This is a genomic window from Haladaptatus sp. DYSN1 (assembly GCF_029489995.1).
Classification (GTDB): Archaea; Halobacteriota; Halobacteria; order Halobacteriales; family Halococcaceae; genus QDMS2.
In genome coordinates, this window is sequence record NZ_CP120471.1 from 293500 (window position 1) to 317526 (window position 24027).

Below are 24027 nucleotides of genomic sequence, written 5' to 3' on the forward strand. Positions count from 1 at the left end.
CGGCGAAAGACCATGCACACTCTTCCGTCCAAAATAGCTCTTCCTCGAATATCAGTTACCAAGTACCACGCCAATGCCGTACGAGAGAACGGCAATTTGTATTAGATATTTAATAAGATAAATGGTTCGGTAATTCAGCACCGTCTAGATAAGGGCCGAACAGGTCGAAGAGATAGTGTCCAATGCTACTCACAAATCTGCTCAAAGAGGGTTTAGCATAATCGAGGGCGGTAAGCCCCCTTCCTCAACGAGCGTCGAAGACGCGAGTAGGAAGGGGATACACCGCCCGCACGGTTCACATTTACTGTGTGCAATACGCTTACTACCTTTGTCGTCGAAAGGGGTAGTAAGATGCTCACCACGTCTCGTCCGTTGTTCAAACGTGGTTCGAAACGGCGAAGCCGTTTCGTCATCACGAAAGGCGCGTCGCGCCTTTCGAACGACGACAACAAGCGTGCATCGGACGTGTGGGCCGAGTGTCGATTCAGTAGGAGTGGGACACTCCGAACTGCCTGTAAAGGGAAATCGCCTGCGGAGTCTGGAACCTCTCTGCCCACGTCGGGTACAAGTTCCGACACAGAAACAGGAAGCCCTGTCCTCAACAAGCGAGGGGCGGGTAGCCCCGAGCGCGGTAGGGCAGGGTAGTTCACACACTGCTACTTGAATGTTGACAGCAGGTGCGGACGGAGATGCCGAGGCGGGTCGAAGTCGACGAAACCGCTGTCAAAATCAATGACGAGTAGCCTTGATTGTAAGCTGCAATAGGCTTCGACACAAAAGTGATTCTGACCGTCGCGCTGTTCACACATCACGGGACTGATCCGGAAGGTGTGTTTCTCATGGAATGCCTGAGAAACACGGCTGTTCAGAGACGGTGTTTCTCGCAAATGCATACAGCTATTGGACTGCATCTTTCGATTCGAGGTGGACAGTCGGGTCGACTACACAGACCGAAACCTGATCGAAATGTGGTTTCACACGTTCAAAATGAAGGAGCTCACGACGTATTCATTGGTTAAGACAGAGCGGAAGAGTCAGGGACTGTACTCGGGAAGCTACCTCGAGCTCACGTTTGGGGAGAATCCGAACACGATTATCGAGACGCTTCTAGAAGATTCACGACTGAAGGACGTCCACGTGGATGAACTACTGGCAGTGGTGTGGGCTCAGATCAATCAGTTGCTCATTTTTGGAACAAATCGATAGGGGCGAGGATTCTGCTGCGTTATAGCTCCTTCGACGCCGATCTCCCCACAAATATGCGGCATCTCGCTCAACAGATCGGGTGCGTTGCGGTACGATTCATCAAGATAAACCCGCAGACAGTGCAGCGATACGAGAGTGTAGGCGGCGAAGCCGCTACCCCCTTCGAGGGCGGCGACTTCTCCTCGATCACTAACAGCATTTGTAGCTAACGTGTCCGCTTTGCTCGTGAAGCGGGAGATTTTTGACATAGGTATCGACGGTTTCCCGCTTCATCTTCCAAGTTCTACGGTCGAAACCGACGCCATCTAGTGATTCATCAGAGCCTGATAAATATAACAATCCCGCGTCCCTACAGTGATTCCCACGTTGGAGGTACGCCAGCTAGCCCTTGAATACGGATTTCACGACCCCGGTTGTCAGTGTCACGGAGTTCGATGACACCATCAAACTCGCTGGCAATCGTGTTGATTGTTTGTGGATTATATGATGCGTTATCAACGGTGAAAATTCCAAGTCCACGGGTGTCAGTAATACGTCCTGTATAGATATGCAGGAATTTGAATACGGTGTCAAGTTCGAGAAACTGGAGCAGCGTCGACACCGAAACAAGACCGTGGCGCATTCGGGAGATGTCCTGAGCGGTGAATCTTTGCATGAGTTTGGCCGTACCGATGCTAATACCTGTGAGGTCGCCTGGTGAGGCCACGCGTTGTGTCATGACCCCTCGTATCGCCTGTTGCTGGCTGCTTCTCGAGCAATCGACAACACCCACTTGATCGCGTTCAAGCGTCGGCACTCGTTGTTCAAGTTCGTCAAGACACGCCTCTGCACTCTTGCTTGTTGAGACAATGAGGACCCCATCTCTCTGGGTGAGCCCTGCAGCAAGCAGGTCGAGAGCGAGGTCCTGCTTCCCGGCCATAGCCGGCCCGGCGATCAACAGACTCGTCCCAGGTGCCAGTTCATAGATCGTTGTCGGGAGCACATCAGTTATGTCAAACATGGTCACTCAGTTCTGTGGGTTTTCAGATACATCTTCATCCAGAGGATGCTGGTCGTCTGGTCCGTCCATGATCGCGCGGACAGCACCAATGAAGTCTGCATCCGAGGTCAGGTCACCAATTCCGTCATCGACTGCGGCTCGTTGTGTCTCGATTTGTTCGACCAAGCCTACGTATTCTTCATTTGCGTCAAGTTCTCGCCTGGTGTACTCAGTTTCGAGTGCTGCACGTCGGGCTACGAGTGAGTAATATTTCTGTAAGTCACTATCGAGTGTCGCCCGATGAAGGAGACGCTCAACGGTTTCGCGGAGCTGATCACGATCCGGTGGCTTCGTGACGTACTCGTCGAACCCCATCTCAATGATGTCGAATCCCGGATCGACCGCCGTTACCATCGCCACCCGACAGTCGATCTTCCGTGAACGAATCTCCTCAAGTACCTCTCCTCCCGACATGCCGGGCAACATCCGATCTAGGAGAACAACATCGACCGACTCGTCAAGCTGAGCGAGTGCCTGGTCGCCTGTTTCCACCCAGCGGACATCGTAGTCCGTGAGCCATCGTTCGTACGTTTCTGCGACATCCGGTTCGTCTTCGACGATGAGGACAACCGGAGCGACGGAGGTGCTCATGAGGGGTTTCTCTGTCGTGATTCGGCTACAACTCTCTTGATACTTTTCCTCCCAAACGATACCAAGAGCGTCCGATGAAACGTCCCGTGGTCGATATCGTGTAGTCCAGTTTTGTTCCCTTATCACCGGCAGATTACTGCGATGGAGTCAGCAACTTGATCATGAACACCGCCCCGTGGGGGTCGTTGTCCTCGACCCAGATGTCGCCCCCGTACTCGGCTACCATTGAATCAACGAAGAAGAGTCCGAAGCCAGAGCCAGTTGATTTCGCATGCCCCGTCTCGTCACGCCGGAAGATCGCCTCCTTGCTTTCATCGGGGACACCGCAACCGTTATCGGCAATCCGAACGGTCACGAATTCGTCGGTGTCGTCGCGTTCCTCGTCCACAGCTAGCGACACACGCAATCCATCAGTGTCGTTATGATCGACCGCGTTCGTGATGACATTGCCAAGGACCTCACCCAACAGATCGTTCGCCTTGACGTTCACAGCCTCCGGGATGTCCGTCTCGAACGTAACGTCGGGGTAGGTCGCCTGAATACGGTCGACTTCCGAGTGCAGGACTGCCGACAGATCAACACTCTCGAGCTGTGGATCACCCGTTCCCGTCAGCGCCTCCAACACCTTCCGGACGCGCTGAACGATAGTGATGACGTCGTCGGACCAACGAACGACCGTCTGGGCGTCCCGTAGCTGCTCGCCCTCGAGTTCCTCGGTGAGGAACTCAGCCCGCCCCCGTATCACCGTCATCCCGTTTAACACGTCGTGGCGCAGGATCGAATTGAAGAATTCCATTTGGTCGGTCTGGCGCTGGAGAGCCGCCTCGCGTTCGGCTCGGTCAAGCGCAGAGCGCGTGTTCGCCGCTAACAATTGCGCGAGCATGACATCTGCCTCGTTAAATCGGCCGGGATCGGTCGACCCGCTAGTCAATACACCGTACTCTGCGATCGGAACGATCAGTTCGCCACGGAGCTTCGTCTCGGGATTGAAGCGGTTGGTCTCTCTGCTAATGTCGTTGAAGACGCGGGGTTCTCCCGACTCATACACCTGCCAGGCGATGCTGTTCCCCGGCTCGAATGTAGGCGCGCCACCAAACAATTCCCTCGCCCGGTCTGACAACGCAACGGGTTCTAACTGAGGTTCATCGTCTGCGTGTAACCAGATTGCCGACATCGACAGACCCAGCGCGTTCTGCGCTGAGTCAACGGAAATTTGACAGATCGTCTCCCGGTCGGTCGCCTGCATCATCTTCCGAGTTGCGTCGTGCAAGGCTCTGATACCCCGCTCGCGCTTGTCGCGCTCGGTGACGTCCATCGCGACACCAATCACGTTCGTGATCTGACCACCGTTCGCGATCGGCTCGTACCAAACCTGATAGGTTCGTTCCCAGAAATCAATCGTTATGTCGACAGCCTCGCCATCGAAGCTTCGATCGATCGCATCGATGACCTCGGGCGAATTATCGAACACGTCATTGATCGATTCTCCGACCATCTGGTTCTGCTCAACCCCCACATCATCCAAGCCCTTGCCGACTTGGAGCGTGATTTCATGGTTACGATCGACGGCAAACAGGATTACTGGAACGTTCTCGACGATAGTTCGGAGCCGTTGCTCGCGGGTTGCAAGCTGTTGCTCGCGCTCTTTGCGCTCGGTGGCGTCTCGAACAACACAGATAAGGCCGCCGTCTGGACGCAAAGAGAGCGTGAGTTCTTGCGGAAACGTACTCCCATCACGACGAAGCCCAGTGAGTTCTCCTCGCCAACGCCCCTCCGCACTCAACTGCGGCATGACCTCTTCCTCAACCCGTTCAACTTCTGTCTCTGTATAACATATGTGCCAGGTCTTACCAATGAACACACCGGGGTCGTCATATCCATAGACCTCAGCATGTGCTTGATTGACTGACTCATACTCACCCTTCTCGTTGAGGATTGCTATCCCATCCATTGACGCGCCGATGGCCTGTTGAGCTCTTTCAGCCTCCCGGTGCTGATCTCTCCGCTTGCCGTCATACACACCGATGAGGAAACCAGCCATCCCCCCGACAGTCATACTACTTGCGGTCACGAAATGCCAGTGGTGAAAGCCCACACCACGAATAATCTGATGGCTGATTATCCAGCCTGTCACTACGGCCATCCCAATCAACCCCAGGATGAACCAGCCGGCAATTCTGAGCATCTCCGACTCACTGAACTCGCTTTGGGAGAGCCAATAGCTGGCAGAGACAATGACAAACGCCATCACCAGTGGCAAGCCCGCTTCAATGATTCGACCCAACAGTGTTTGCATCTGGATCGCATGCCAGATTTCAAACCCGGCTAGGACGATCCCGGTTCCTCCAATAATCCAGACACTGAGCGCCTGTTTCAATTCCTCCGATGCCCGCAACGACAACCCTCTATTCATTGGCCTGCTCCCCAAAAGTTCTCGATTCTTACGTTACGACGAGCGGGATTTCTGACTCGTAGGTACGCCGCGGTTTGAGTCGGCAGCCGGTTCTGACAATTGCCAACGTCACTTTCCCACGCGTATTCGCCGCTAGTTTCCAATGAAAAATCAGCCCCCACACAATCAACTAATCCGGATCCGTTGACTTGACAGTGACGCTGACGTGGATTCGCGACACGAATATCCCACTTCGGAGTGCTCTGGACCGCCCACATCTGACGTCGATGGAGTCGATCGATGGGGTTGAGGTTCATTATTTTGATGATACGAGTGTTAGTTTTAAAATAGTTCTCACAAATCTGCATATACAATCCATGATTCACTCGGATTTGTTGAAATTGACCGGTAGGATGCTGTGAGACTCGAAGGGTTCAGGCAGAGTATGAGCGGGTGAACAACAAGATTCGCCACAAGCGAGAGCAGTTGGTTCACGATGTAGCAAATCAAGTCCTCGCGCTTGCACTTGTGTACGATGTTGATGCGATTGTTCACGAAGACTTGCGGAGCCTGTCACCGCCCTGTGGTGAGGGCCAACTCTCGTGGGAACTTTCGTCGTGGGCACGCCGCGAGATTGCCTCAAAAATCGAGTATCGGGCGGAAATCGCCGGATTGCACGTGAAGCGTGTGCGTCCGGGTAACACGTCCCGGTCGTGTCCTCGATGTGGCTCCACGGGTCACACTACGAAGTCGCCTGACCACGCATTCGAGGTGTGGTGGGGCGGTCACTTCCGCTGTGACAACGCCCGGTGTGGCTTTCAGGCCGACCGTGACTACGTTGGCGCGGTCAACGTGGCTCGCGTGTTCTTCAGCAGAAAAGCGAAACAAGCCCTCTTTATCGTCTAACTTCGGATAGTTAATAAACTGATAGGAACTCACTTTTCCAACTGTCGTAGTTCCACTCGTTTGTTGACCGCTATCCGACGATATGGTATCCCCTTGGGTGAACGCGGCCAGATCGATTAGTGTCTCACCCGCTGCGTTTGGTGACAAGCTAAACACTAACATATTAATTTTACCAGGAAGGTGATTTTATAAACATTCTCAATAAATTCAACGCTATTAATGAGCAATAATGAACCAAGTACCACAGGAACGCCGTTATTTGATCCTTCTGATCTTCTACAGACTCTCAGAGCCCCCCTCTCTCGGTGGCCTCGATGGTATCTCTGGACGTGGGTCGGTGCAGCATGTATATTACTCTGTTCGATCGTTTGGATTCGCTGGCAGATTGGCGGCGAGTATGCAACGCTCGTTTTCTCGAACCTCGTCGTTAGTGGCACCGCGCTCATCGTTCCACTGACACTCTTTAGTGTGGTACGCCAGAGTTCTACCTCGACACTCTGGGGATGGCGACTGCTCGCAATCGGTACCGGATTCGAAGCAATTGGCGAACTCACCTGGATGGCGTATGAGTTAGGAACCGGCGACGTGCCATTCCCTGGTCTTCCTGACCTGTTTTATCTCACCGGCTATCCTGTTCTTGCGCTCGGATTGGTCTTGCTGACGACCGATCGACGACGCTTGGGATCGATGTACCGACTCACACTTGATGGGCTGATCGTTGGCGGGGCGTTACTCACCGTAAGCTGGTATTTCCTCCTCGAACCAATCCTCACCAGTAGTTCACTTAACTCTCCAGACACGTTGGTGGCGATGGCGTATCCCATCTTGGATATCGTCGTCGGTTCGATTGCCTTCGTCGTTGCGCTGAACACACGAGGGCAACGACGGACCCCAATTCTCTTGATTTCACTTGGTCTGTTCATCTGGGTGATTGCAGACAGTACCTTCGCGTATCTCGAATTCACCAGCGGCTACGTCTTCAGCGAAATCGATTCCGCGTGGGTCGCCGGTAATGCCCTCATCGCACTCGGCGCACTTCATCCGGCAGCAACGCTCACTCCGCGCGTCACCGAGCGACGCCGCTATGAGTTCATTGAACTGCTTGCTCCATACGGCCCATTTGCGGTCGCCATGGTGCTCATCGGCTATCTCGGGCTCACCGGCCAATTCCGGAGTGACGACGTCTTCTTCGGGGCATTCGTATTAGTTGCACTGTTACTACGCCAATCGTACGTATTCCACGACGCAGCCAAACTAAGTCGTGAATTAGACGAACAAGAGGCCACGCTCAACAAACGAAACAAAGAATTGGTACTGCTCAACCAGATTGTCCGACACGACATCTGTAACGATATGATGGTCGCGCTCGCCTGGGGACGGGAATTGCGAAACCATGTCTCACAGGAGGCAAACACGATGCTTGACCGAGTGATTCGAACGACGCAACACACGGTTGAACTCACGGAAACCTTGCGCGATTTTCTCAATTCGATCGAAACCGAAGACGAATCTGAGTTAACACCAACGGATCTTCAACGTACACTCCACGATACAATCGATCGGCGTCGTGAAGCGTATCCGGACGCCGAGTTTTCGGGTTGGGATTCCATCCCTGCTGTCGAGGTGTGGGCGACGCCGTTGTTGTCGTGCGTCTTTCGAAACCTCCTCAATAACGCGATTCAACACAATAGCAAAGGCAAATCACGCATTGAGATCTCCGCGGAGTTATCTGACGAAACCGTGATTATCCGGATTGCGGATAACGGTCCCGGAATTCCAGTTGATCAGCGCGATGTGGTGTTCGGCCGTGGGGAGAAGGGACTTAAAAGTGCAGGATCGGGGGTGGGGCTCTATTTAGTGGACACCTTGATGACGCAATTTGGAGGTGACGTCTGGATTGAAGCGAATGAGCCAACGGGCGCTGTCTTTGTGATAACACTCTCGCGCGTGACCCACCATGAGTAGCTGTCGAATTGATATCCTTTCGCGCCTGAAGACGTCCCAGTAACGCTTCGCGTTCTGGGGTGCGAACGAATCGCGACGCGATTTGTTAACGCCTGTGGAGACTGCGCTCCCTGTGGACACATCTGTGTCTGCAAAGCGTGTCGTGGAAGCAGGAAGCCCCACCTTCACGCACGAGCCGTCGGACGAGCTGTAGGGCGGAGTAGTTCACTTTGCATAGATATTTGGTGGCATATACCAAACTATTGGGGATGTATACTGACATTCTTATTCCCACAGATGGCCGTGCCGGAATGGAGCGGGTGAGCGCACACGCCCTGACACTTGCAGAGCTGTGTGAGGCCAGAATCCACGTCGTGAACGTCGTTGATGAAACCACCTACATGACACTTCCTGATGACGTTCGCGACCAATTGCAGCAAACCTTCGAAGAAGACGGCCACAGTGCCACAAAAATAATCGCCGAGGAGCAATCGATCGGGGACTTGACGTGCGCCGAGAAATCCGTTGGGGAGATCCTGCCGTCGCCATTATCGCGTACGCCATCGAAAACGAGATCGATATTATCGTAATGGGTACCCGAGGGAAAACAGGCTTCGAGCGGTATCTGTTTGGCAGTGTTGCCGAGAAAGTTGTCCGTGTCTCCCCAGTTCCCGTCATGACCGTGCATACCGGTGACCGCGAGGAGTTACTCTCAACCCTCGACGAATTAGTTGGTGTTTGATACTAGTTTCAGTCAACAGCTCTTCGGTAGTGATGGGTCTCTAACTTCCCTCAGTATGTGCAATAGGCATACCTCTGGAAGTGCCGACGCTCGGCAGCGTATTTAGAAACGGATGCAGACTAACGAGTGTCCTTTATGGAGACAATCATGTTTGGGGAACGTTGGGGTCGGGAAAAACGGGATGCCCATTGGGCTCCCGTTGAGGGGGATTCGTGGGGGAATCACCCAGGTGAACGCAGACCGCTGGGGGAATACAAACGGGTGTTTGTGGGTCCTGCGTCGAACTACTAATGGGCACAATAACACATAAATCTATCTATATAATGAATTATACTTAAACATAAAGTTATTAGAAACTAACACTATCCATGGTCTAAAAGTGTGGAAACCCCCGCCTTCAGGCGGTACGGATTCAGAGAAGCTGACTACCTATCATACTGTTCAATTAATAGAATAGTTTATCTTCACAGAACACCATTCTTCGTGAGTCGTGTGAGAACACGACAAGCCAAACGGGTGTGATGGTCCTTCGAACGCTTTCGAGAGTGGACAACAGCACTACTCACAAACCACGGGAAAGTCAATCTCGTCTCTTTCTCTTGGACGCGTGTGTAGAACGAAACTCACTCACAGAGATTCATGAGGTGACCCCTCTGCCAGCGTTCACGAGATCGTTTGTCTCATACAACCGGCCCACGACTTTAGTCGTGAATATTGGATCGCGATACAGAAGCTGACTGTGGTTCGTTGTTTCTGTTACACTGTTGTGGAAGAACGGGTGCCTCTGTCAATGGGTCAAACGAAGGGGTTGGGTGGGGGGTGACGTAGGAATAACCAGCGAACTCTGAAACTGAGTTCTTCGTAACTACGCCATCACAATCTCTATCTTGAATGCAGATAATGTTTTTCGGACACTATTATTAATGAAGTAGTTGATATAGTGAAACAACATGATTGCAAGAAGGAAGCTCACGATTTCAGTCGTGGGTAACTGAAATATATCGATATTTTGGAGTTTATGTGGCGTCAATCCTAGGTGTTCTGATACTGTCGCTCCCATTGCTCACGAGCTTCGATCTCACGCCGCCCACGTCAAGTTACCGCGTAGTAATTCGTCCGCCCATTGTGTTCGCCTTTCTCGACGAAGCCCTTCTCGACGAGCGTGTCGAGGTTCGGGTAGAGACGTCCGTAGTGAATTTCTTGTTCGTAGTATGCTTCTAGCTCGTCTTTGACGGCGAGGCCATAGGGTTTCTCGTTCCCGGCGATGACGTACAGTAGGTCGCGTTGGAACCCGGTCAAATCATGCATTGATAGGGGGTGGTACGCAAAGATGCAAACCTCTATTGGCCCACATAATGCCGGTGGCAACCACACTCCCGTCGATTCGTGTTGGCTGTCGTTACTCAACACGAGGTCTGGTTGTGGCACCAATCATCATACAGTGTTTTGCTCAGCAGCTGTCGGACCCTTTCAATTCAAAAGAGAGATTCTCCCGGTGCAGGAAAACGGGAGAATCACTCGACACCCCGGTAATAATTAAGGCTTGTTCAACCCTCCCACTATAGGTAGCGATGAACAGCGAGGAGTTTCTCGACCACCTCAAAGAGACGTGCGCCGACGCAATCGACACGTATCGGCGAGAGTATCCAGAGGCTCCCCCGCTGTCCGAATTCCATACGTACGACCCGCACAGCGCCCCAGCCAGCAAGCGCGATATTTACACGTGCTTTGCAGCCCTCACCGAGTTCTATGATGCGCTCTTCGATGTGGATTCAACGTCGTATCACGATCTCTGGCGAGACCACCTCGTGTATGACTATTCGTGGCGGGAGCGAGTCGCACTCGCAACGGGCAACCTCCCACAGTCGTTAACGCTTTTGAGTATCGAGGGGCGGTACTCACGGAGTACCGGCTATATCGGCGTCAGTGGAGGACACCTCCCCGTGCCGGTGGCGTATTCGTATCTCACCTCGGAGCTGTGTCACGCCTACCAGCACCGCTTTGGGTCGCCAACGTGGGACCACCCGTATCTTCTTGAAGGCCTGGAGGTAGCTGCGTCGATTCGCGCGATGGAGCACCTTGCTCACGACTGGGACGATTCATCGTTGGCGCACGTTGCCGCTCGACAGCGAGTAATCGTTCTCTTACAAGGAGTACTCGCGCACGGCACCCGTCAGGGTGGCATCACGCAGACAGCTGTGCGCCAACTCGGTGTCACAAAGCGCGAGCTGGTGGGCCTTCAAGCCATGCTTCCATGGCGGGTGCTTGGACGATTCCGATCTCGGTATCGCTGGAGTAGTACCGCGTTCTTCCCCGAGTATCACCTGTTCGGGTCACTCCTGCTCGTGAGTGAGACGATGGGCGTGGCTGAGACGTACGCGCGAGCGTTCGATGGTGAACACCCCTGGGGGGAGTGTATCGATGAGCTTCGGTCGACCACGCCTAGCTGGGTTTGGCGGCGGTATCACCCGGCGAGCGACGCCTGACTCCACGTGCTTCTTCGGGTCGCTCGACTCGGAGTGAACCATGTTCCGCTGGCCTCAATTTTGTTGGCTGCCATCATTACTATGCGTGTGCCAAACTAGCAACTAACTATGGCAACGAGGGTGGCGACCCGCCTTGAGGAGTTCTTCACTGAACGGGCGGAGGGGAACCTGCGAAGCATCATCAAATACGACCTCGATGACACTGAGGTAGTCTACGTGCGCGATGACGTGGCTGACCACTATACCGATGAGAAGGTCGAGCAGGCTGTGGAAGACTGGGTGATGGAATCGCTGATGGCTCCCGTGTATGAAAACATCTATGCAGAGGATCACGGGGAGTTGACGTGCCTGGTCAAGTGTTTCAAGAACGTCATCGAGATGAATTTCGTGGTCGACGATGCGGTGGGCGCGGCGGTCGCACTCGATGCGAGTGCGATGGCCGATGCTCGGGGGCTCGTCGCCGACGCGCGAGTCATCGTACTCGACGAATAGCAGTAACACATTCCACGACCAGAGTAGTGACAACGACCGTCGAGTATCCTTACAGAGATTCGAGGAGAACGCCCACGACTGAAGTCGTGGGAGGGAGTCAGTCGGTAATTCGGATTTTCGATTGATTGAGTAGGTCTATCGAGAGCTGTACTAATACCAGTTAATCAGCTGAATACAGGGCGCGTATCTGCCAAGCGCATTCTGATGACACTCCTGTTCGTGACGCTTCGTACAGAATAGATACAACCCTTTTCGACGTATCCCTCCGAATAGTTGAATATATAATGATTACATCTTGATTAAAGATACCGGCGGACGTTTTGGCGAAAGACACGATACTCGTCACCGAACTCCCGTTCCAGGGCCCGTTCTTCCTGAATGGTCCCGACGTGGGTAATGGCGACAACTGCTGGAAGCAAGAGCGCAACCCACCGGTTATTGCTGAGCAACGCGCGGCCTGCATAGAGCATCGTCCACCCAACGTACATGGGGTTTCGACTGAATGCATACGGGCCAGTCGTAACGAGCTGTCGTTCTTCTGGACCGATGTTCCCTGCGACCGATCTGAATGCCCATCCGATGAGCAAAACCCCACACCCAATCAGTCCCAGTCCACTGGCACGTGCCATGGTCCGTTTTTGAGTAATCCGCCGCGGCCAGCGCGCGTAAAGCACTCTCCCGATGACTAGCCCAGCAACGTGCGGCTCCGGAACCGGAGTGTAGGCCCAGAGCCTCCGGAGAATCGGATACAGCTCCCCATCGATTAGTTGCATGGCAGTCTTCTGGTTTCTTTCCGGAACTTGGTGGTCTGCCACCCTCACTACACCAACCATAATGAACGCCTTGGGTAGACGTAAAGATACTACCCAATCAGTACGAAAATAGCAGTTTCTCTCAATCGCCTACTGAATATACCCACTGAGTCGGTCACGACGTTCATGACACAACCCGAGTAGTTCGTTCAGACGGTGCTGAATTCACTTCGATTAGGCGAGGAAGCCCACGACTTTCGTCGTGGGATGAATCGCCGCATAATACTGTTACCTGTTCGACGTTGTAGTGCTATCCGACGCGGCACGCCCGCGCCCACATCGGGACAATCGGACAGTATCGGATTCCTCAACCGATTGTCGAAGGTATCCTCTTCGGGATAGGTTAGATACCGACGTTACACACCAAGTACCTCTGAATCCGCTCCTAACGGAGTAGATGGGATTGACATCCTCCCCGCGCTGAAGGGCGAGGAATCCCCGAAGGGGAGTTCAAGGTTGCGCGTTTCCTCGGGAGCGAAGTACGCTTTCGCGTCCTCCCTCAACGGTTGCTTCCCAATTATGACCGAGGGAGTGCGTTCCAGCGCGTATAGTCCTGTCAATGGGACCTTCCACCTCGGACGCGCCGAGTGGGTCACAGGGAATACCGTTTCCCTCTCCAACGGGGTATTCAGCCCGCGTGGTACCGCCATCAGCGTCCGTGGGCCGGGACGTGGCGGAGTGGGTATCGGATTTGTCACCCCGCGACGAATCGATGCAACGCATCGGTACAGTCAACGACTGTGTTCGCCACCGAGGGAACTCCGGTAGGCCATCGTATGAGAGACAGTGGCATGAACATGTCGGACTCAGCCCCGCGCTAAAGCACGGGGCTTTCTTCCTTGACTCTCCGTAACGGTATCGTGGCGGTGCCAGCACCTGTCGGTGTGTAAACCATAACTCTCCCCACTCAAGCGGGCCGTTGCTCGTGGGTGGCTGTCACCCGACGCTGTACCCTCCCCTACAAGTTACCCAGTGAACAATGACGGGTATGGTCGATTTGATTGCAGTCGGTGGGCTGCTCCTCGCTGTCTTCCTTGTGGTCATGAACGGCGTGTTCGTGGCCGCCGAGTTCGCATTTGTGAAACTCCGGCCGACCCGAGTGAACACGCTGGTCGACCGCGGAAAGCCCGGTGCGGGCCTCGTACAGGACGCACTCGAGAATCTAGATGGATACCTCGCCGTCAGTCAGCTCGGGATTACGCTTTCCTCACTCGGCCTCGGGTGGATTGGTGAACCAGCTGTGGCAGCACTCATCGAGCCAGTTCTCGGTGAACTGCTGCCTACAGGAGTAATTCATCTGGTTGCGTTCGCGCTTGGATTCGGTTTCATCACGTTCCTCCATGTCGTGTTTGGCGAACTCGCACCGAAGACGTTCGCCATCCAAGAGGCCGAACGAGTGGCGTTTCTCGTCGCCCCGCTCATGAAGTTCTTTTATTACGTGTTCATCCCGGGTATCATCGTCTTCAACGGCACTGCCAACTACTTCACCGGCTTGTTTGGCGTCTCGCCAGCGGCAGAAGGCGAGGAGACGCATTCCGAGGAAGAAATCCTGATGATTCTCAGCCGCTCCGAAGAGACTGGAGAAATCGATCTTGAGGAGGTTGAGATGATCGAGAGTGTCTTCAAACTCGGCGACACGATCGCTCGCGAAATCATGGTGCCACGCCCCGACGTGGAGACAGTCTCCGCGTCGATGACCCTCCCAGAACTCAGATCTGTTGCCGCCAGCGGAACCTACACGCGATATATTGTGCTCGATGAGGACGGAGAACAGCCGATTGGCTTCGTCCACGCGAAGGACATTCTGAAGGCGAGTGAAACCGACCACGACGGTCCGGTCACTGCACGCGCTCTCGCACGCGACGTTCTCGTTGTTCCGGAAACGCGACGAATTGACGCGATTCTCGCCGAATTTCAGACGCACGGTGGGGGACAGATTGCCGTAGTTATTGACGAATGGGGCGTTTTCGAGGGGATCGTCACGATTGAGGACATTCTCGAAGAGATCGTTGGCGATATTCGAGACGAATTCGACACAACACCGCAGGGTCCCACCATCGAGGAGCGAGATGATGGGACGTACCTCATCGACGGCGGCGTGCCGGTTCGTGAGGTGAACGACCAACTCGGCACTGAGTTCGAGACTGATGAAGTCGAAACCATCGGCGGCTTCGTCTTTAGTAAACTCGGACGAGAACCGAAGGTGGGTGACCGGATCGAACACCAAGGATACGTGCTTCGCGTTAACGCGATCGACAACGCGCGAATTAAACGGCTCGTGATTCAACCACCAGAATACTCTCAGAAGAAACCCACCGAAGAATGACTACGCTCCCAGCGGGTGGTGTCTGTATCGGAACAGAATTCTATGTCACACTCCTTTGACCCGCAACCCAAACATGAATCGTTGAGTCTTCCGTTCGCTTATGGTTCTGGCCGCTGAATTCTCATAACTGGACTAGACTGATGGCACTTCCCAACCGTCTTTCAACCGTCAGAGATCGGATTTCTCTCGCTGTTCGTCACCGGTTTGAGATTGATACTCGATCGCTTGCTGTGTTCCGAATTGCTATCGGACTCCTCATACTCGCTGATCTCGTCCGCCGGTCACGTGCCCTCACCGCATTCTATACCGATTTCGGTGTGCTGCCACGGACGGCTCTTATCTCTCGTTCAGACCCGTTACACCTGTCACTCCACACGCTCTCCGGCGACGCATGGGTCCAGGCGGTTTTCTTCTTGATTGCAGGTGTCTTTGCCGTGGCACTGACCATTGGTTATCGAACGTCGGCCGCAACAATCGGTTCCTGGATCTTTCTCGTATCGATTCATAATCGGATGCCAGAGGTCCTCAATGGTGGAGACTTCCTCCTCCGATTACTGCTCTTCTGGGCGATGTTTCTGCCGCTCGGCGCGTACTGGGCGGTCGATAATCAACAGGCCAGCAACACTCAGACGCGAACCGCTGTAAGGAGTGTCGCGGCGGCCGCACTATTACTACAGGTCGTCATCATGTATAGTACGAACGCCGCGTTCAAGCTATCCGGTGATGTCTGGCTCCAAGGCGAGGGGCTCGAGTACGTCTTCAGTCTCGGTCAATTCACCATTCTGTTCGGTGACGTCCTCGGGTCCTACCCTGCTGTCCTCCATGGTCTTGATTATCTCTGGTTGGGGATGATAACGCTCTCATTTCTCCTGATTGTGCTGCCCGGTCTCTGGCGGACGGGGTTCGTGTTTCTCTTCATCAGTTTGCATCTTGGGATGCTGTTCACCATGCGCATTGATCTCTTTGCACTCATCTCGATCGCCGGGTTACTCCCCTTCCTACCCGCAGCGTTCTGGGACATCGTGCTACCGCAGCTATCCCACTATCGACAGACTAGAGCGATGGGTCAGTGGCCACAGAAACTCGCCGATACACTGCCGGTCATCACTGTTTCGAGTGCCCCCTCGCCGCTTGATCGATGGAAGACCCACTTGGGGACTGGTGTTCCCCTATTCTTCCTTGTCCTCATCGTGCTCTGGAACATTCAGGTTCTCGGCTATTCACAGATCTACGGGCATGACGTGGTTCCAGAGGAGGCCGAGTCGGTTATCGATCTCACTCGTACCGATCAATACTGGAATATGTTCGCGCCTGACCCCCTCTCCACTGATGGGTGGATTGTCGCTCCGGGACAACTCGAGAATGGCTCACGAATCGATGCCTTTCACGGTGGGCCTATCCGCTGGGATCGGCCGGCGGATATTTCAGATACGTACCCGACAGCACGATGGCGGAAATATCTCGTCGGGCTCTGGCGGGACGACACCACAGACCGCCGTTATTTCGCCGACTATCTCTGTCGACGCTGGAATAGCCAGCATGAAACCGAACTGGTCAATGTTTCAGTGTACTTCATGGAACAGCCGACGCAGATCCATACCGAGACCGAACCGATCAATAAAGTCAAGTTGGAGGACTATCACTGCTAGCTGTCGGTCGTGAATTCATCACGGCGTCACCGATGACTTCGGCTTGTTTGGGTGTTAGAAATCCGCCAGGGACCTTCGTCCGCAGCATGAAATAGCCCTCTTTGCGGTCGTGGGTGTACATTTCCGCCCACTTGAAATGCTCCCACTCGCCTTCGCCTCCGCGCTCTTCGATTTCGTCGAAGGAAAGGCCTTCGGCGGCGTATTCGTAGATTTCCTCGATGATATCCAGGGAGTGTTTCTCTTGTTTCCAGTGTTCGACGGTATTCATGTGAATTCCTCCACCATGACTGACCCGCACGGTGTATCGATTCACATTATTCGAATGCCAACCGGGTATTGTATGACAACATCTTGCATCCGATGTATCTCCCCGTAGCGGGGATATGGGACGTATCTCCCGCTTCGAAGGACAATGTTGCCAGTATCTGTGATTTTAGATCGGGTGGGTTACTACGAGCATCGACGATACAGGTGAGCTCCGCTGAAGCTTCCCAGCGGCACAACCGTTACCGGCAATTGTTGCTATTATCGGTTCTTTACACGTACTGTTCGTCTGCAACGCGCCCGCAGAGAAACGAGCGCACCTGGCGCCGCCGCTATCGAGACCAACGGCGTTATCGATTTCGAGAGATGCTCACCAGCACTCCCAACCTCTACGTCGAGGTCGTCGCAACCGATCGAGTGATTCCTGCGGTGAAATTATAGTCCATTCTGTGACATACACAATGCTTTTTATGATTGGTCTCATTCCCTTACCCGCCACGAGGTATGTGAACGAGTGGCACATGTCCCAGAATCTGACCATGGCATCGCACGTCTCTGGAGGGCTTGTGCCACACGATTGGATCGCGGGCCACGTGACTGTCATCGGCAGGAAGTTGTGTGCTGCTCGATGCAGTTAACCCACAATGCCTCGAGGCATTGGAGGGGGGAGCCATATGATTCCGGACCGAACTCTACCACGTCCATCCACCCTAGTTCGAGGCCGTGGGGTCCTCGAATGGGACCACCGATGAGATTCGCAAGGAGTCGGGTTTCAAAGAGACCAAACCGACTCTCGAACTTTTTATTGCAAACGAATGTCTCCCCGATGTCTGACCACGACGACCGAGGGCCCAGACCAGGGCTCCGCGGTCGAGTAATGGGTAGAAAGAATGGCGCGCGAGGTCGCGAGCCGTCGTCTGGTAGAAGCGGTTTAATGAGCGCGATCAACCAAACTAAGTCGTCTCCGGCGACAACACGGTGGGAATCGACCTTGGCATCAGCAACTCCCTCGCCATCGCCTACGACGACGGAGACGCCGAATTGTATCCGGGGAACGTGCTGAAACAGGACAAGCACTATTTCACCCGCGACGAGTACGACACCGAAGGAGAGAACGGCCCGTCATGTCGGGCGCAAAGCGCACGACAGATGTTGTCTCGACGGAGAGACCACTTCCTGTACGCCCTCGTCAAGCACGTCGTAGAGCAGTGCATCAACCACGAGGTCGATCGCATCGCCACCAAGGACTTGAGTAAAATTCGTGGAACTGAGAATGGCGACTCACGGAACTGGGGCAAACGTGGAAACAAGAAACTCCACTGGTGGGAGATTGACCGCTTCTCGACGCTCTTTGACTACAAGGCCGAAGGGAACGGCATCCACGTTACCGTGTTTCCGAGCGAGATACGTCGAAGACGTGTTCGTGTTGTAGCCGAAAGCGTGACGCAAAGATACTGAGTGATTTGTATGTCGGTTGGGGAGTCGCTCTCTCTCGGTCTTTCATCGAGGCCATTGCCGAGTTCATGTGAGGGGCCGAACTTTTTTACTCTCGTCAACCAACGTCACACTCGTGGTTTACGAGACCGAAAACACGACGATAGCCCACGCCGTCGAACAGGTACTGGCTGGTGAACGATTAGATCGCCGTGACGGGCTGGCACTCATTGCACAGCCGGTCGAGGAACTCGCGGTCGCCGCCGACTTCGTCCGCGCGCACTTCGGTGACGACACGGTTGATGCCTGCTCGATCGTGAACGCGAAAGCGGGCAACTGTGCCGAAGACTGTGGCTTCTGCGCCCAATCCGTCCACTTCGACGCCGGCATCGAGACGTACGGGTTTCTCGACCCCGAAGAGATACTTGAAGCAGCCAAACGAGCAGAGCGCGACGGTGCCCAGCGCTTCGGCATCGTCGTTGCCGAGAAAGGCGTCTCCAAGGAACAACGACCCGACGAGTGGCAGGAGGTGCTCCGGGCTATTCGCCTCGTTCGCGACGAGACCGACGTCGAGGTCGACGCCTCGCTCGGCATCCTCACGGAGACAGAAGCCCAAATCCTCGCCGACGAGGGGATTAACCACTACAATCACAACATCGAGACCTCTCCCCGGTTCTTCCCGGAAATTGTTGGGACCCACTCCTTCGAAGACCGGGTGGAGACCCTGGAGATCGCCAAAGCAGCCGGGATGGACCTCTGTGCCGGGGTCATCCTCGGTATGGGGGAGACGCCGACCGACCGCGTGGACGCCGCTATCGCCCTGCAAGAGATCGGGATCTCCTCGCTCCCAGTGAACGTCCTTAACCCAATCGAGGGGACGCCGCTGGGCGACCGACTCGGTGACGACGCGGCGATTTCTACCAACGAACTCATCAGCACCATCGCGGTCTATCGGTTGCTCCACCCCCACGCGCGGGTGCGACTCACGGGTGGCCGCGAGGTCAATCTCGAGACGGACGAACAACACCTGCCGTTCGAGGCGGGAGCCGACGGCATTCTGACCGGCGACTACCTCACCACCTCGGGGCAGTCTCCCGGCGACGACATTGAGGCGATCGAGCGGGCCGGAATGGAACCGAACATGACCGTCCACGAGTTCGATACCGAGGCCGTCAAGGCACGGACGAAACGGGAACGCAGGACGGTTGAAACGGCAGCAGGATCGGCGAACAGCAACGCGGAACTGGAGAATTAACATGCACGAAAGCACCTTCGCAGTACTCGGTACAGGTGGCATCGGTCGACGAATGCTTGAGGTCTCGATGGAGAAGGAGGGGCTCACGCCCGTCGCAGCGTGTGACCGCCATGGAGTCGCCATCGACCACGACGGCCTCGACGTGGACGAGCTGCTCGCGGCGACGGAGGGGAACATCGCGAGCGATCCCGAGGGGCGCGACCTGTCTACAGACGGCGGGTCGGCGTCCGCCCGAGGGGGTGGCATCAAGCAGACCGGGGCGGGCGCCGGTGTTGTCGCGTCTGCACAGGCGACCGCGACGGAGACGCCGATCGATGACATCATCGCAGAGAGCGACCGGATCGACGCGGTGCTCATCGCGCTCCCCAACTTCGAGCACGACTTCATTCCACGGGTGGCCGACCGCTTCGCGGACGCGGACTATTCCGGCGTACTCGTTGATGTGCTCAAACGCTCCCGCGTCATCGGAATGCTCGACGAGCGTGTGGATACCTTCCAAGAGTGTGGAATCACCTTCGTTTGTGGTGCCGGTGCAACGCCCGGCTTGCTCACCGGCGCAGCGGCCATCGCGGCCCAGTCGTTCGTCGAGGTCGAGGCGGTCGATATCTGGTGGGGTGTTGGACTCAAATCCGGCTACGAGGACAACCGCGGCACCGTCCGCGAGGACATCGCTCATCTACCAGGGTACGATATCGAGGACGCCCGCACGATGAGCGACGCTGAGATTGCAGCGGTCATCGACGAGCACGACGGCATCATCGAGTTCCGAGACATGGAGCACGCCGACGACGTCCTTCTGGAGCGCGCTGGCATCTGCGACGCCGCGGACGTGACGGTCGGCGGAATCCTCGATGTGACCGCCGACGAGAAGCCGACGACAACGACCGTGCGTGTCACGGGGCGGACCTTCGACGGAGAAACGGCGACCAACACCTTCCAGCTCGGCGACGACACGAGCATGGAGGCCAACGTCAACGGACCGGCCCTGGGGTACATGAAAGCGGCGCTCCGCCGTCATCGCGCCGGCGAGTACGGGGTCTTCGGGCCCGCCGAGTTGATGCCGGGGTTCTAGATGCGTGACGAACTGAAGGTTGGTTCGGATGCCGACGCGGGCCGGAACCGGGAATACGGGTTCGACTTCGCCGCCCAGCTTGCCGCGCGGGAACAACAGGGGCTCAGGCGGACCCTTACTCCGACAGAACGGGTGGCCGCGCGCAGCCGGATGGCTCCCGACCCGAAGGGAGGAGTCCCCGAGTTCGACAGCCGGGAGCAACTCGTGTTCGCCGCGAACGACTATCTCGGCCTCGCAGCCGACGAGCGCGTCCAGGCGGCAGCAGCCGATGCGTCCCGCCAGACCGGGACTGGTGCCGGTGCAAGTCGGCTCGTGACCGGTGACACACCACCCCATCGCGCCCTCGAACGCGATATCGCCGAGACGAAGGGGATGGCGCGGGCGCTTGTGTTCTCGTCGGGGTACGCGACGAACCTCGGGGTGCTCTCAGCACTGGCTCCGGACATTGTCTTTTCAGATGAGCTGAATCACGCAAGCATCATCGACGGCTGTCGGCTCGCCGACGCGGAGACGCGAGTGTACGACCACTGCGACCCCGACGATCTCCGTGCGATGCTCGAGCGACGCGCTCAGGAGGCGACCGGGGACGAATCGTGGCTGGTCGTCACCGACTCCGTTTTTAGCATGGACGGTGACGTGGCTCCCCTTGAGGAGCTCTGTGCCGCCGCCGAAGAGTACGGCGCGTGGCTGATGGTCGACGAGGCGCACGCGACCGGCCTATACGAGGCGGGTGGCGGTATCGTCCAGCGCGAGGGGCTTGCCGACCGCGTCCATGTGCAGATGGGGACGCTTTCGAAGGCGCTTGCGAGCCAGGGCGGGTACGTCGCAGGCAGTGAGCTGTTAATCGAGTACCTGCTCAACGCCGCCCGCTCGTTCGTTTTCTCCACAGGCCTCACGCCCCCAGCTGCGGCGGCTGCCCGGAAATCGCTCCAGATCGCTCGCGAGAGCGACCGGCCGGCACGCCTCTGGGCGAACGTCGAGCGACTGCGCAATGGACTCGAGGAACTCGGGTATGAAGTGTGGGGTGAAACCCAGATCCTGCCCGTTGTCGTCGGCGACCGGGAGACCACAATGACGCTCGCCGAGCGGCTCCGCGAGCGGAATGTCATCGCGCCAGGGATTCGTCCGCCGACGGTTCCCGAGGGGACCAGTCGAATCCGGGTGGCACCGATGGCGTCACATACGGACGAGGAAATTGATCATTGTTTGACGGCCTTCCGCGAGGCCGGCCACGCTCTTGATCTGCTATGACTGAGGACTTCGCAGTCGTTGGGACGGACACGGGCGTTGGCAAAACCGTCGTCACCGCAGGATTGATTGGGAATCTACGGGAAGTCGGTGTCGCCGCTCGCGCCGTCAAACCCTGCCAGACCGGCTTCCCCCCGGACGACGACGCGGGGTTCGTCGCCGACGTCTGCGGGACGGCCGCTGCCGCAACCTGTCTCCGCCGGCTTGAGGAGCCGCTGGCTCCCGCAGTTGCGGCTGAAAAAGCAGGCAATACCCTCTCCTACGAGACGCTATTGGCGGACTGTGAACAGGCGTTGGCCGACGCGGCGTGTGGCGTCCTTGAGGGCATTGGTGGACTCCGTGTGCCACTGGCCGAGGGACGAGAGGTACTCGATCTCGTCGCCGACCTTGACCTTCCCGCCGTGGTTGTCGCCCGGTCGGGATTGGGGACCTTGAATCACACGGCACTGACCGTCGACGCGCTTTGCGAGCGCGGGCTCCCCGTTCGCGGTGTCGTTCTCAACGAGTATGAGGGTGCCACCGTGGCCGAACGGACGAATCCGGCCATGCTCGAACGGATGATCGATGTGCCGGTCGAGACGCTCCCCCCGCTCGACCTGACGGACCCGACGGCCATCATCAGTGGCACGGCGGAACACCTCTCGGATTCGCTACTAACCTTGAATCAATGAATTGACGGCCGGCGACCGGAATCAGTCGTCCGCGTGTACTCTGGCGTGAGAACGAGCCGCCAACGAAGTTTGTCAGCCGAAAATTGAGATGAGGAACCGTCATTCAGTGGATACAGACTCCGTAAGAATAGGGTGGGTACGACTAAAAACGTGCCATATCTGCTGAATCCCAGACGAGAGAGCCTCGCTTAGATCGGAGCCTACAGCGGCCACAGAACCACGAACGCGACAGTGTAACTGGCCGATACCAACGCCAAAAAGACGAGCCACTCGACTATGGCGCGACGAACCGACCGCCGGGGGGCAAACCCCGTGGCCACACGATTCACCACCAGCAAAACGGGTGTGCTGGCGACGACGAAAAACACCGGATAGAACGTGAATCGAGTCTCCCACCGACAGACGGACAGCGCCCCCATCGGTTGCTGGGTTATCTCCACGAGCACCTCGCTGCAGAACGTCACCACCAGTGACGCATACCCCAGCGCTCCCAGGAGGAATCCAATCACGCCGACACTAAGAACCGCGGCGTGCCGCCGCCGAAATGCAGCCCCCACCTGCGCAGACTCGTTGGGGTCGACCCGATAACACCACCCGAGGAACGTTCTGACCACGGGGAGTCTGCGAAGCGCCACGACGGTGACGCCCGCAGCCAGCAACCCACCGCCGACCACCACCAGAGCGAACACGCCGAGAATCACGATGACCGTTACTGCGATCCAGCCTCCGACGACCGCACCCAGCCCGACGACGAACAGGCTCCGTCCGGTAACGACGTCCTTGCTCAGTCGCTCGCGTGCGACGAGGACGAGGAGGCTCGCGAACACACCCATGATCACGGTGAACCCGCCGACTAGGCCCAGCCCCCAGATGATGAATACCTGGTATATCAGGAGATTGCCTTCCGCGTCCCAGACTCCCGTTCGGATGGCGTCAAGGGCGAGGATGAACACCCAGGCGACGGGGTGGACCAGCACGCCGGTTATCAGCCCGACGAGGCCCCCGCGCTCGCGGGTCAAGTGCCCGGGTCGCTCAAAGAGCAGCCACCAGCTGGTTCCGCCGACGAGTCCCGCGGCGAGCCCAGCCAGCAGCGGAAACTCGCGGGTTGGAAGCCCGAAGCCGCCGTAGAAGACGAGAAAAATCAGCGTTCTCGTCAGAGCAGCGGCGGCGAGTCCACCGACCGCTGTAAATATCGCCGTGGCGAGCAACGCCCAGCGGAGCGTCTTCGTGTTCGTGCGGGAGTGCTTGGGCTGAGCCACTCGTCATGTAAGCCGGTCAAGACTATTAGTAACGGACAGCTTATCGATCGCGACGGTGGGTGAGAGGAGGTGGAAAACATTCTGCACGCGAGTACGCACTAGAATTCGTAGTGGAATCAGCGACCCAATTTAATTTTCCGTGAGAACCACTATCGACGCCAAATCAAGTATCGCCAGTCCAGTGTTTCTCTGCGTATAATTGTCACAGACTGCTTCCCGATTCGGTGCGACGGATAGAA

The 24027-nt window shown here is 56.2% G+C and carries 16 protein-coding genes and 7 pseudogenes; 15 read left to right on the plus strand and 8 right to left on the minus strand.

Features of this window, described 5'->3' with window-relative positions:
* Positions 1–692: 692 nt before the first annotated feature.
* Together P0648_RS17570 and P0648_RS17575 are read left to right on the plus strand one after the other, a co-directional pair.
* Positions 693–993 (plus strand): annotated as a pseudogene (locus P0648_RS17570) (DDE-type integrase/transposase/recombinase); the annotation flags it as partial.
* Positions 985–1206, plus strand: a pseudogene (locus P0648_RS17575) (hypothetical protein); the annotation flags it as partial. The pseudogenes P0648_RS17570 and P0648_RS17575, both read left to right, overlap by 9 nt.
* Positions 1207–1235: 29 nt before the next feature.
* On the opposite strand, the pseudogene P0648_RS17580 reads toward P0648_RS17575, so the two are convergent.
* From P0648_RS17580 to P0648_RS17595, 4 genes and pseudogenes are all read right to left on the minus strand, one after another.
* Positions 1236–1454 (minus strand): annotated as a pseudogene (locus P0648_RS17580) (IS5/IS1182 family transposase); the annotation flags it as partial.
* Positions 1455–1555: 101 nt separating this feature from the next.
* On the minus strand, positions 1556–2206 hold the full coding sequence (locus P0648_RS17585) for a hypothetical protein (protein WP_277505934.1): 651 nt from the start codon (positions 2204–2206) through the stop codon (positions 1556–1558).
* A 6-nt stretch (positions 2207–2212) separates the two neighbouring features.
* Complete coding sequence (locus tag P0648_RS17590) at positions 2213–2836, minus strand: response regulator (protein ID WP_277505935.1); 624 nt, start codon at positions 2834–2836, stop codon at positions 2213–2215.
* A gap of 133 nt (positions 2837–2969) precedes the next feature.
* Positions 2970–5249, minus strand: a complete 2280-nt coding sequence (locus P0648_RS17595) for a PAS domain S-box protein (protein ID WP_277505936.1) — start codon at positions 5247–5249, stop codon at positions 2970–2972.
* A gap of 432 nt (positions 5250–5681) precedes the next feature.
* Between P0648_RS17595 and P0648_RS17600 the strand changes: the two genes are divergently transcribed.
* From P0648_RS17600 to P0648_RS20600, 4 genes and pseudogenes are all read left to right on the plus strand, one after another.
* Positions 5682–6134: a transposase gene (locus P0648_RS17600; protein WP_276249059.1), complete on the plus strand. Its 453-nt coding sequence runs from the start codon at positions 5682–5684 to the stop codon at positions 6132–6134.
* A gap of 468 nt (positions 6135–6602) precedes the next feature.
* Positions 6603–8099, plus strand: coding sequence for a HAMP domain-containing sensor histidine kinase (locus tag P0648_RS17605; RefSeq protein WP_276275340.1), 1497 nt, complete (start codon positions 6603–6605; stop codon positions 8097–8099).
* Positions 8100–8187: 88 nt separating this feature from the next.
* Positions 8188–8292 (plus strand): annotated as a pseudogene (locus P0648_RS20595) (RNA-guided endonuclease TnpB family protein); the annotation flags it as partial.
* 97 nt (positions 8293–8389) lie between these two features.
* Positions 8390–8820: pseudogene (locus P0648_RS20600) on the plus strand (universal stress protein).
* Positions 8821–9912: 1092 nt separating this feature from the next.
* On the opposite strand, the gene P0648_RS17620 reads toward P0648_RS20600, so the two are convergent.
* Positions 9913–10128, minus strand: a complete 216-nt coding sequence (locus P0648_RS17620) for a helix-turn-helix transcriptional regulator (protein WP_276275341.1) — start codon at positions 10126–10128, stop codon at positions 9913–9915.
* Between the two features lie 263 nt (positions 10129–10391).
* Between P0648_RS17620 and P0648_RS17625 the strand changes: the two genes are divergently transcribed.
* Both P0648_RS17625 and P0648_RS17630 read left to right on the plus strand, forming a co-directional pair.
* Positions 10392–11306: a hypothetical protein gene (locus tag P0648_RS17625; RefSeq protein ID WP_276249055.1), complete on the plus strand. Its 915-nt coding sequence runs from the start codon at positions 10392–10394 to the stop codon at positions 11304–11306.
* Between the two features lie 108 nt (positions 11307–11414).
* The gene (locus P0648_RS17630) at positions 11415–11798 is read left to right on the plus strand and encodes a hypothetical protein (RefSeq protein WP_276249054.1); all 384 of its coding nucleotides are present in this window, start codon (positions 11415–11417) and stop codon (positions 11796–11798) included.
* A 299-nt stretch (positions 11799–12097) separates the two neighbouring features.
* Here the strand turns inward: P0648_RS17630 and P0648_RS20605 are convergent, their stop codons facing one another.
* Positions 12098–12631, minus strand: coding sequence for an isoprenylcysteine carboxylmethyltransferase family protein (locus tag P0648_RS20605; RefSeq protein WP_369685330.1), 534 nt, complete (start codon positions 12629–12631; stop codon positions 12098–12100).
* A 967-nt stretch (positions 12632–13598) separates the two neighbouring features.
* Between P0648_RS20605 and P0648_RS17640 the strand changes: the two genes are divergently transcribed.
* Positions 13599–14936, plus strand: a complete 1338-nt coding sequence (locus tag P0648_RS17640) for a hemolysin family protein (RefSeq protein WP_276249217.1) — start codon at positions 13599–13601, stop codon at positions 14934–14936.
* Positions 14937–15076: 140 nt separating this feature from the next.
* Positions 15077–16585 carry an HTTM domain-containing protein gene (locus P0648_RS17645; protein ID WP_277505939.1) on the plus strand — a complete coding sequence of 503 codons (1509 nt, stop codon included), beginning with the start codon at positions 15077–15079 and terminating at the stop codon, positions 16583–16585.
* 25 nt (positions 16586–16610) lie between these two features.
* Here P0648_RS17645 and P0648_RS17650 read toward each other — a convergent pair.
* Positions 16611–16853 (minus strand): annotated as a pseudogene (locus P0648_RS17650) (ferredoxin--nitrite reductase); the annotation flags it as partial.
* A gap of 962 nt (positions 16854–17815) precedes the next feature.
* Between P0648_RS17650 and P0648_RS17655 the strand changes: the two are divergent.
* The 5 genes and pseudogenes from P0648_RS17655 to bioD form a co-directional block, all read left to right on the plus strand.
* Positions 17816–18321 (plus strand): annotated as a pseudogene (locus P0648_RS17655) (transposase); the annotation flags it as partial.
* 98 nt (positions 18322–18419) lie between these two features.
* Positions 18420–19538, plus strand: a complete 1119-nt coding sequence (gene bioB / locus P0648_RS17660; RefSeq protein WP_277505940.1) for a biotin synthase BioB — start codon at positions 18420–18422, stop codon at positions 19536–19538.
* A gap of 1 nt (position 19539) precedes the next feature.
* Complete coding sequence (locus tag P0648_RS17665; RefSeq protein ID WP_276249051.1) at positions 19540–20610, plus strand: transcriptional regulator; 1071 nt, start codon at positions 19540–19542, stop codon at positions 20608–20610.
* On the plus strand, positions 20611–21861 hold the full coding sequence (locus P0648_RS17670) for an 8-amino-7-oxononanoate synthase (RefSeq protein WP_277505942.1): 1251 nt from the start codon (positions 20611–20613) through the stop codon (positions 21859–21861).
* Entirely contained in the window at positions 21858–22529 is a 672-nt protein-coding gene (bioD, locus tag P0648_RS17675) for a dethiobiotin synthase (RefSeq protein WP_276275347.1), read from the plus strand. Before P0648_RS17670 ends, bioD begins: the two co-directional genes overlap by 4 nt.
* Before the next feature lie 200 nt (positions 22530–22729).
* Here bioD and P0648_RS17680 read toward each other — a convergent pair whose 3' ends face one another.
* Positions 22730–23788: a hypothetical protein gene (locus tag P0648_RS17680; protein WP_277505944.1), complete on the minus strand. Its 1059-nt coding sequence runs from the start codon at positions 23786–23788 to the stop codon at positions 22730–22732.
* Positions 23789–24027: the final 239 nt, after the last annotated feature.

What these genes read in the sequence shown, in the direction of transcription:
- P0648_RS17585 (WP_277505934.1), bottom strand. Translation starts at nt 2,206, where the DNA reads ATGTTTGACATAACTGATGTGCTCCCGACAACGATCTATGAACTGGCA.
- P0648_RS17590 (WP_277505935.1), bottom strand. Translation starts at nt 2,836, where the DNA reads ATGAGCACCTCCGTCGCTCCGGTTGTCCTCATCGTCGAAGACGAACCG.
- P0648_RS17595 (WP_277505936.1), bottom strand. Translation starts at nt 5,249, where the DNA reads ATGAATAGAGGGTTGTCGTTGCGGGCATCGGAGGAATTGAAACAGGCG.
- P0648_RS17620 (WP_276275341.1), bottom strand. Translation starts at nt 10,128, where the DNA reads ATGCATGATTTGACCGGGTTCCAACGCGACCTACTGTACGTCATCGCC.
- P0648_RS17625 (WP_276249055.1), top strand. Translation starts at nt 10,392, where the DNA reads ATGAACAGCGAGGAGTTTCTCGACCACCTCAAAGAGACGTGCGCCGAC.
- P0648_RS17630 (WP_276249054.1), top strand. Translation starts at nt 11,415, where the DNA reads ATGGCAACGAGGGTGGCGACCCGCCTTGAGGAGTTCTTCACTGAACGG.
- P0648_RS20605 (WP_369685330.1), bottom strand. Translation starts at nt 12,631, where the DNA reads ATGGTTGGTGTAGTGAGGGTGGCAGACCACCAAGTTCCGGAAAGAAAC.
- P0648_RS17640 (WP_276249217.1), top strand. Translation starts at nt 13,599, where the DNA reads ATGGTCGATTTGATTGCAGTCGGTGGGCTGCTCCTCGCTGTCTTCCTT.
- P0648_RS17645 (WP_277505939.1), top strand. Translation starts at nt 15,077, where the DNA reads ATGGCACTTCCCAACCGTCTTTCAACCGTCAGAGATCGGATTTCTCTC.
- P0648_RS17665 (WP_276249051.1), top strand. Translation starts at nt 19,540, where the DNA reads ATGCACGAAAGCACCTTCGCAGTACTCGGTACAGGTGGCATCGGTCGA.
- P0648_RS17670 (WP_277505942.1), top strand. Translation starts at nt 20,611, where the DNA reads ATGCGTGACGAACTGAAGGTTGGTTCGGATGCCGACGCGGGCCGGAAC.
- bioD (WP_276275347.1), top strand. Translation starts at nt 21,858, where the DNA reads ATGACTGAGGACTTCGCAGTCGTTGGGACGGACACGGGCGTTGGCAAA.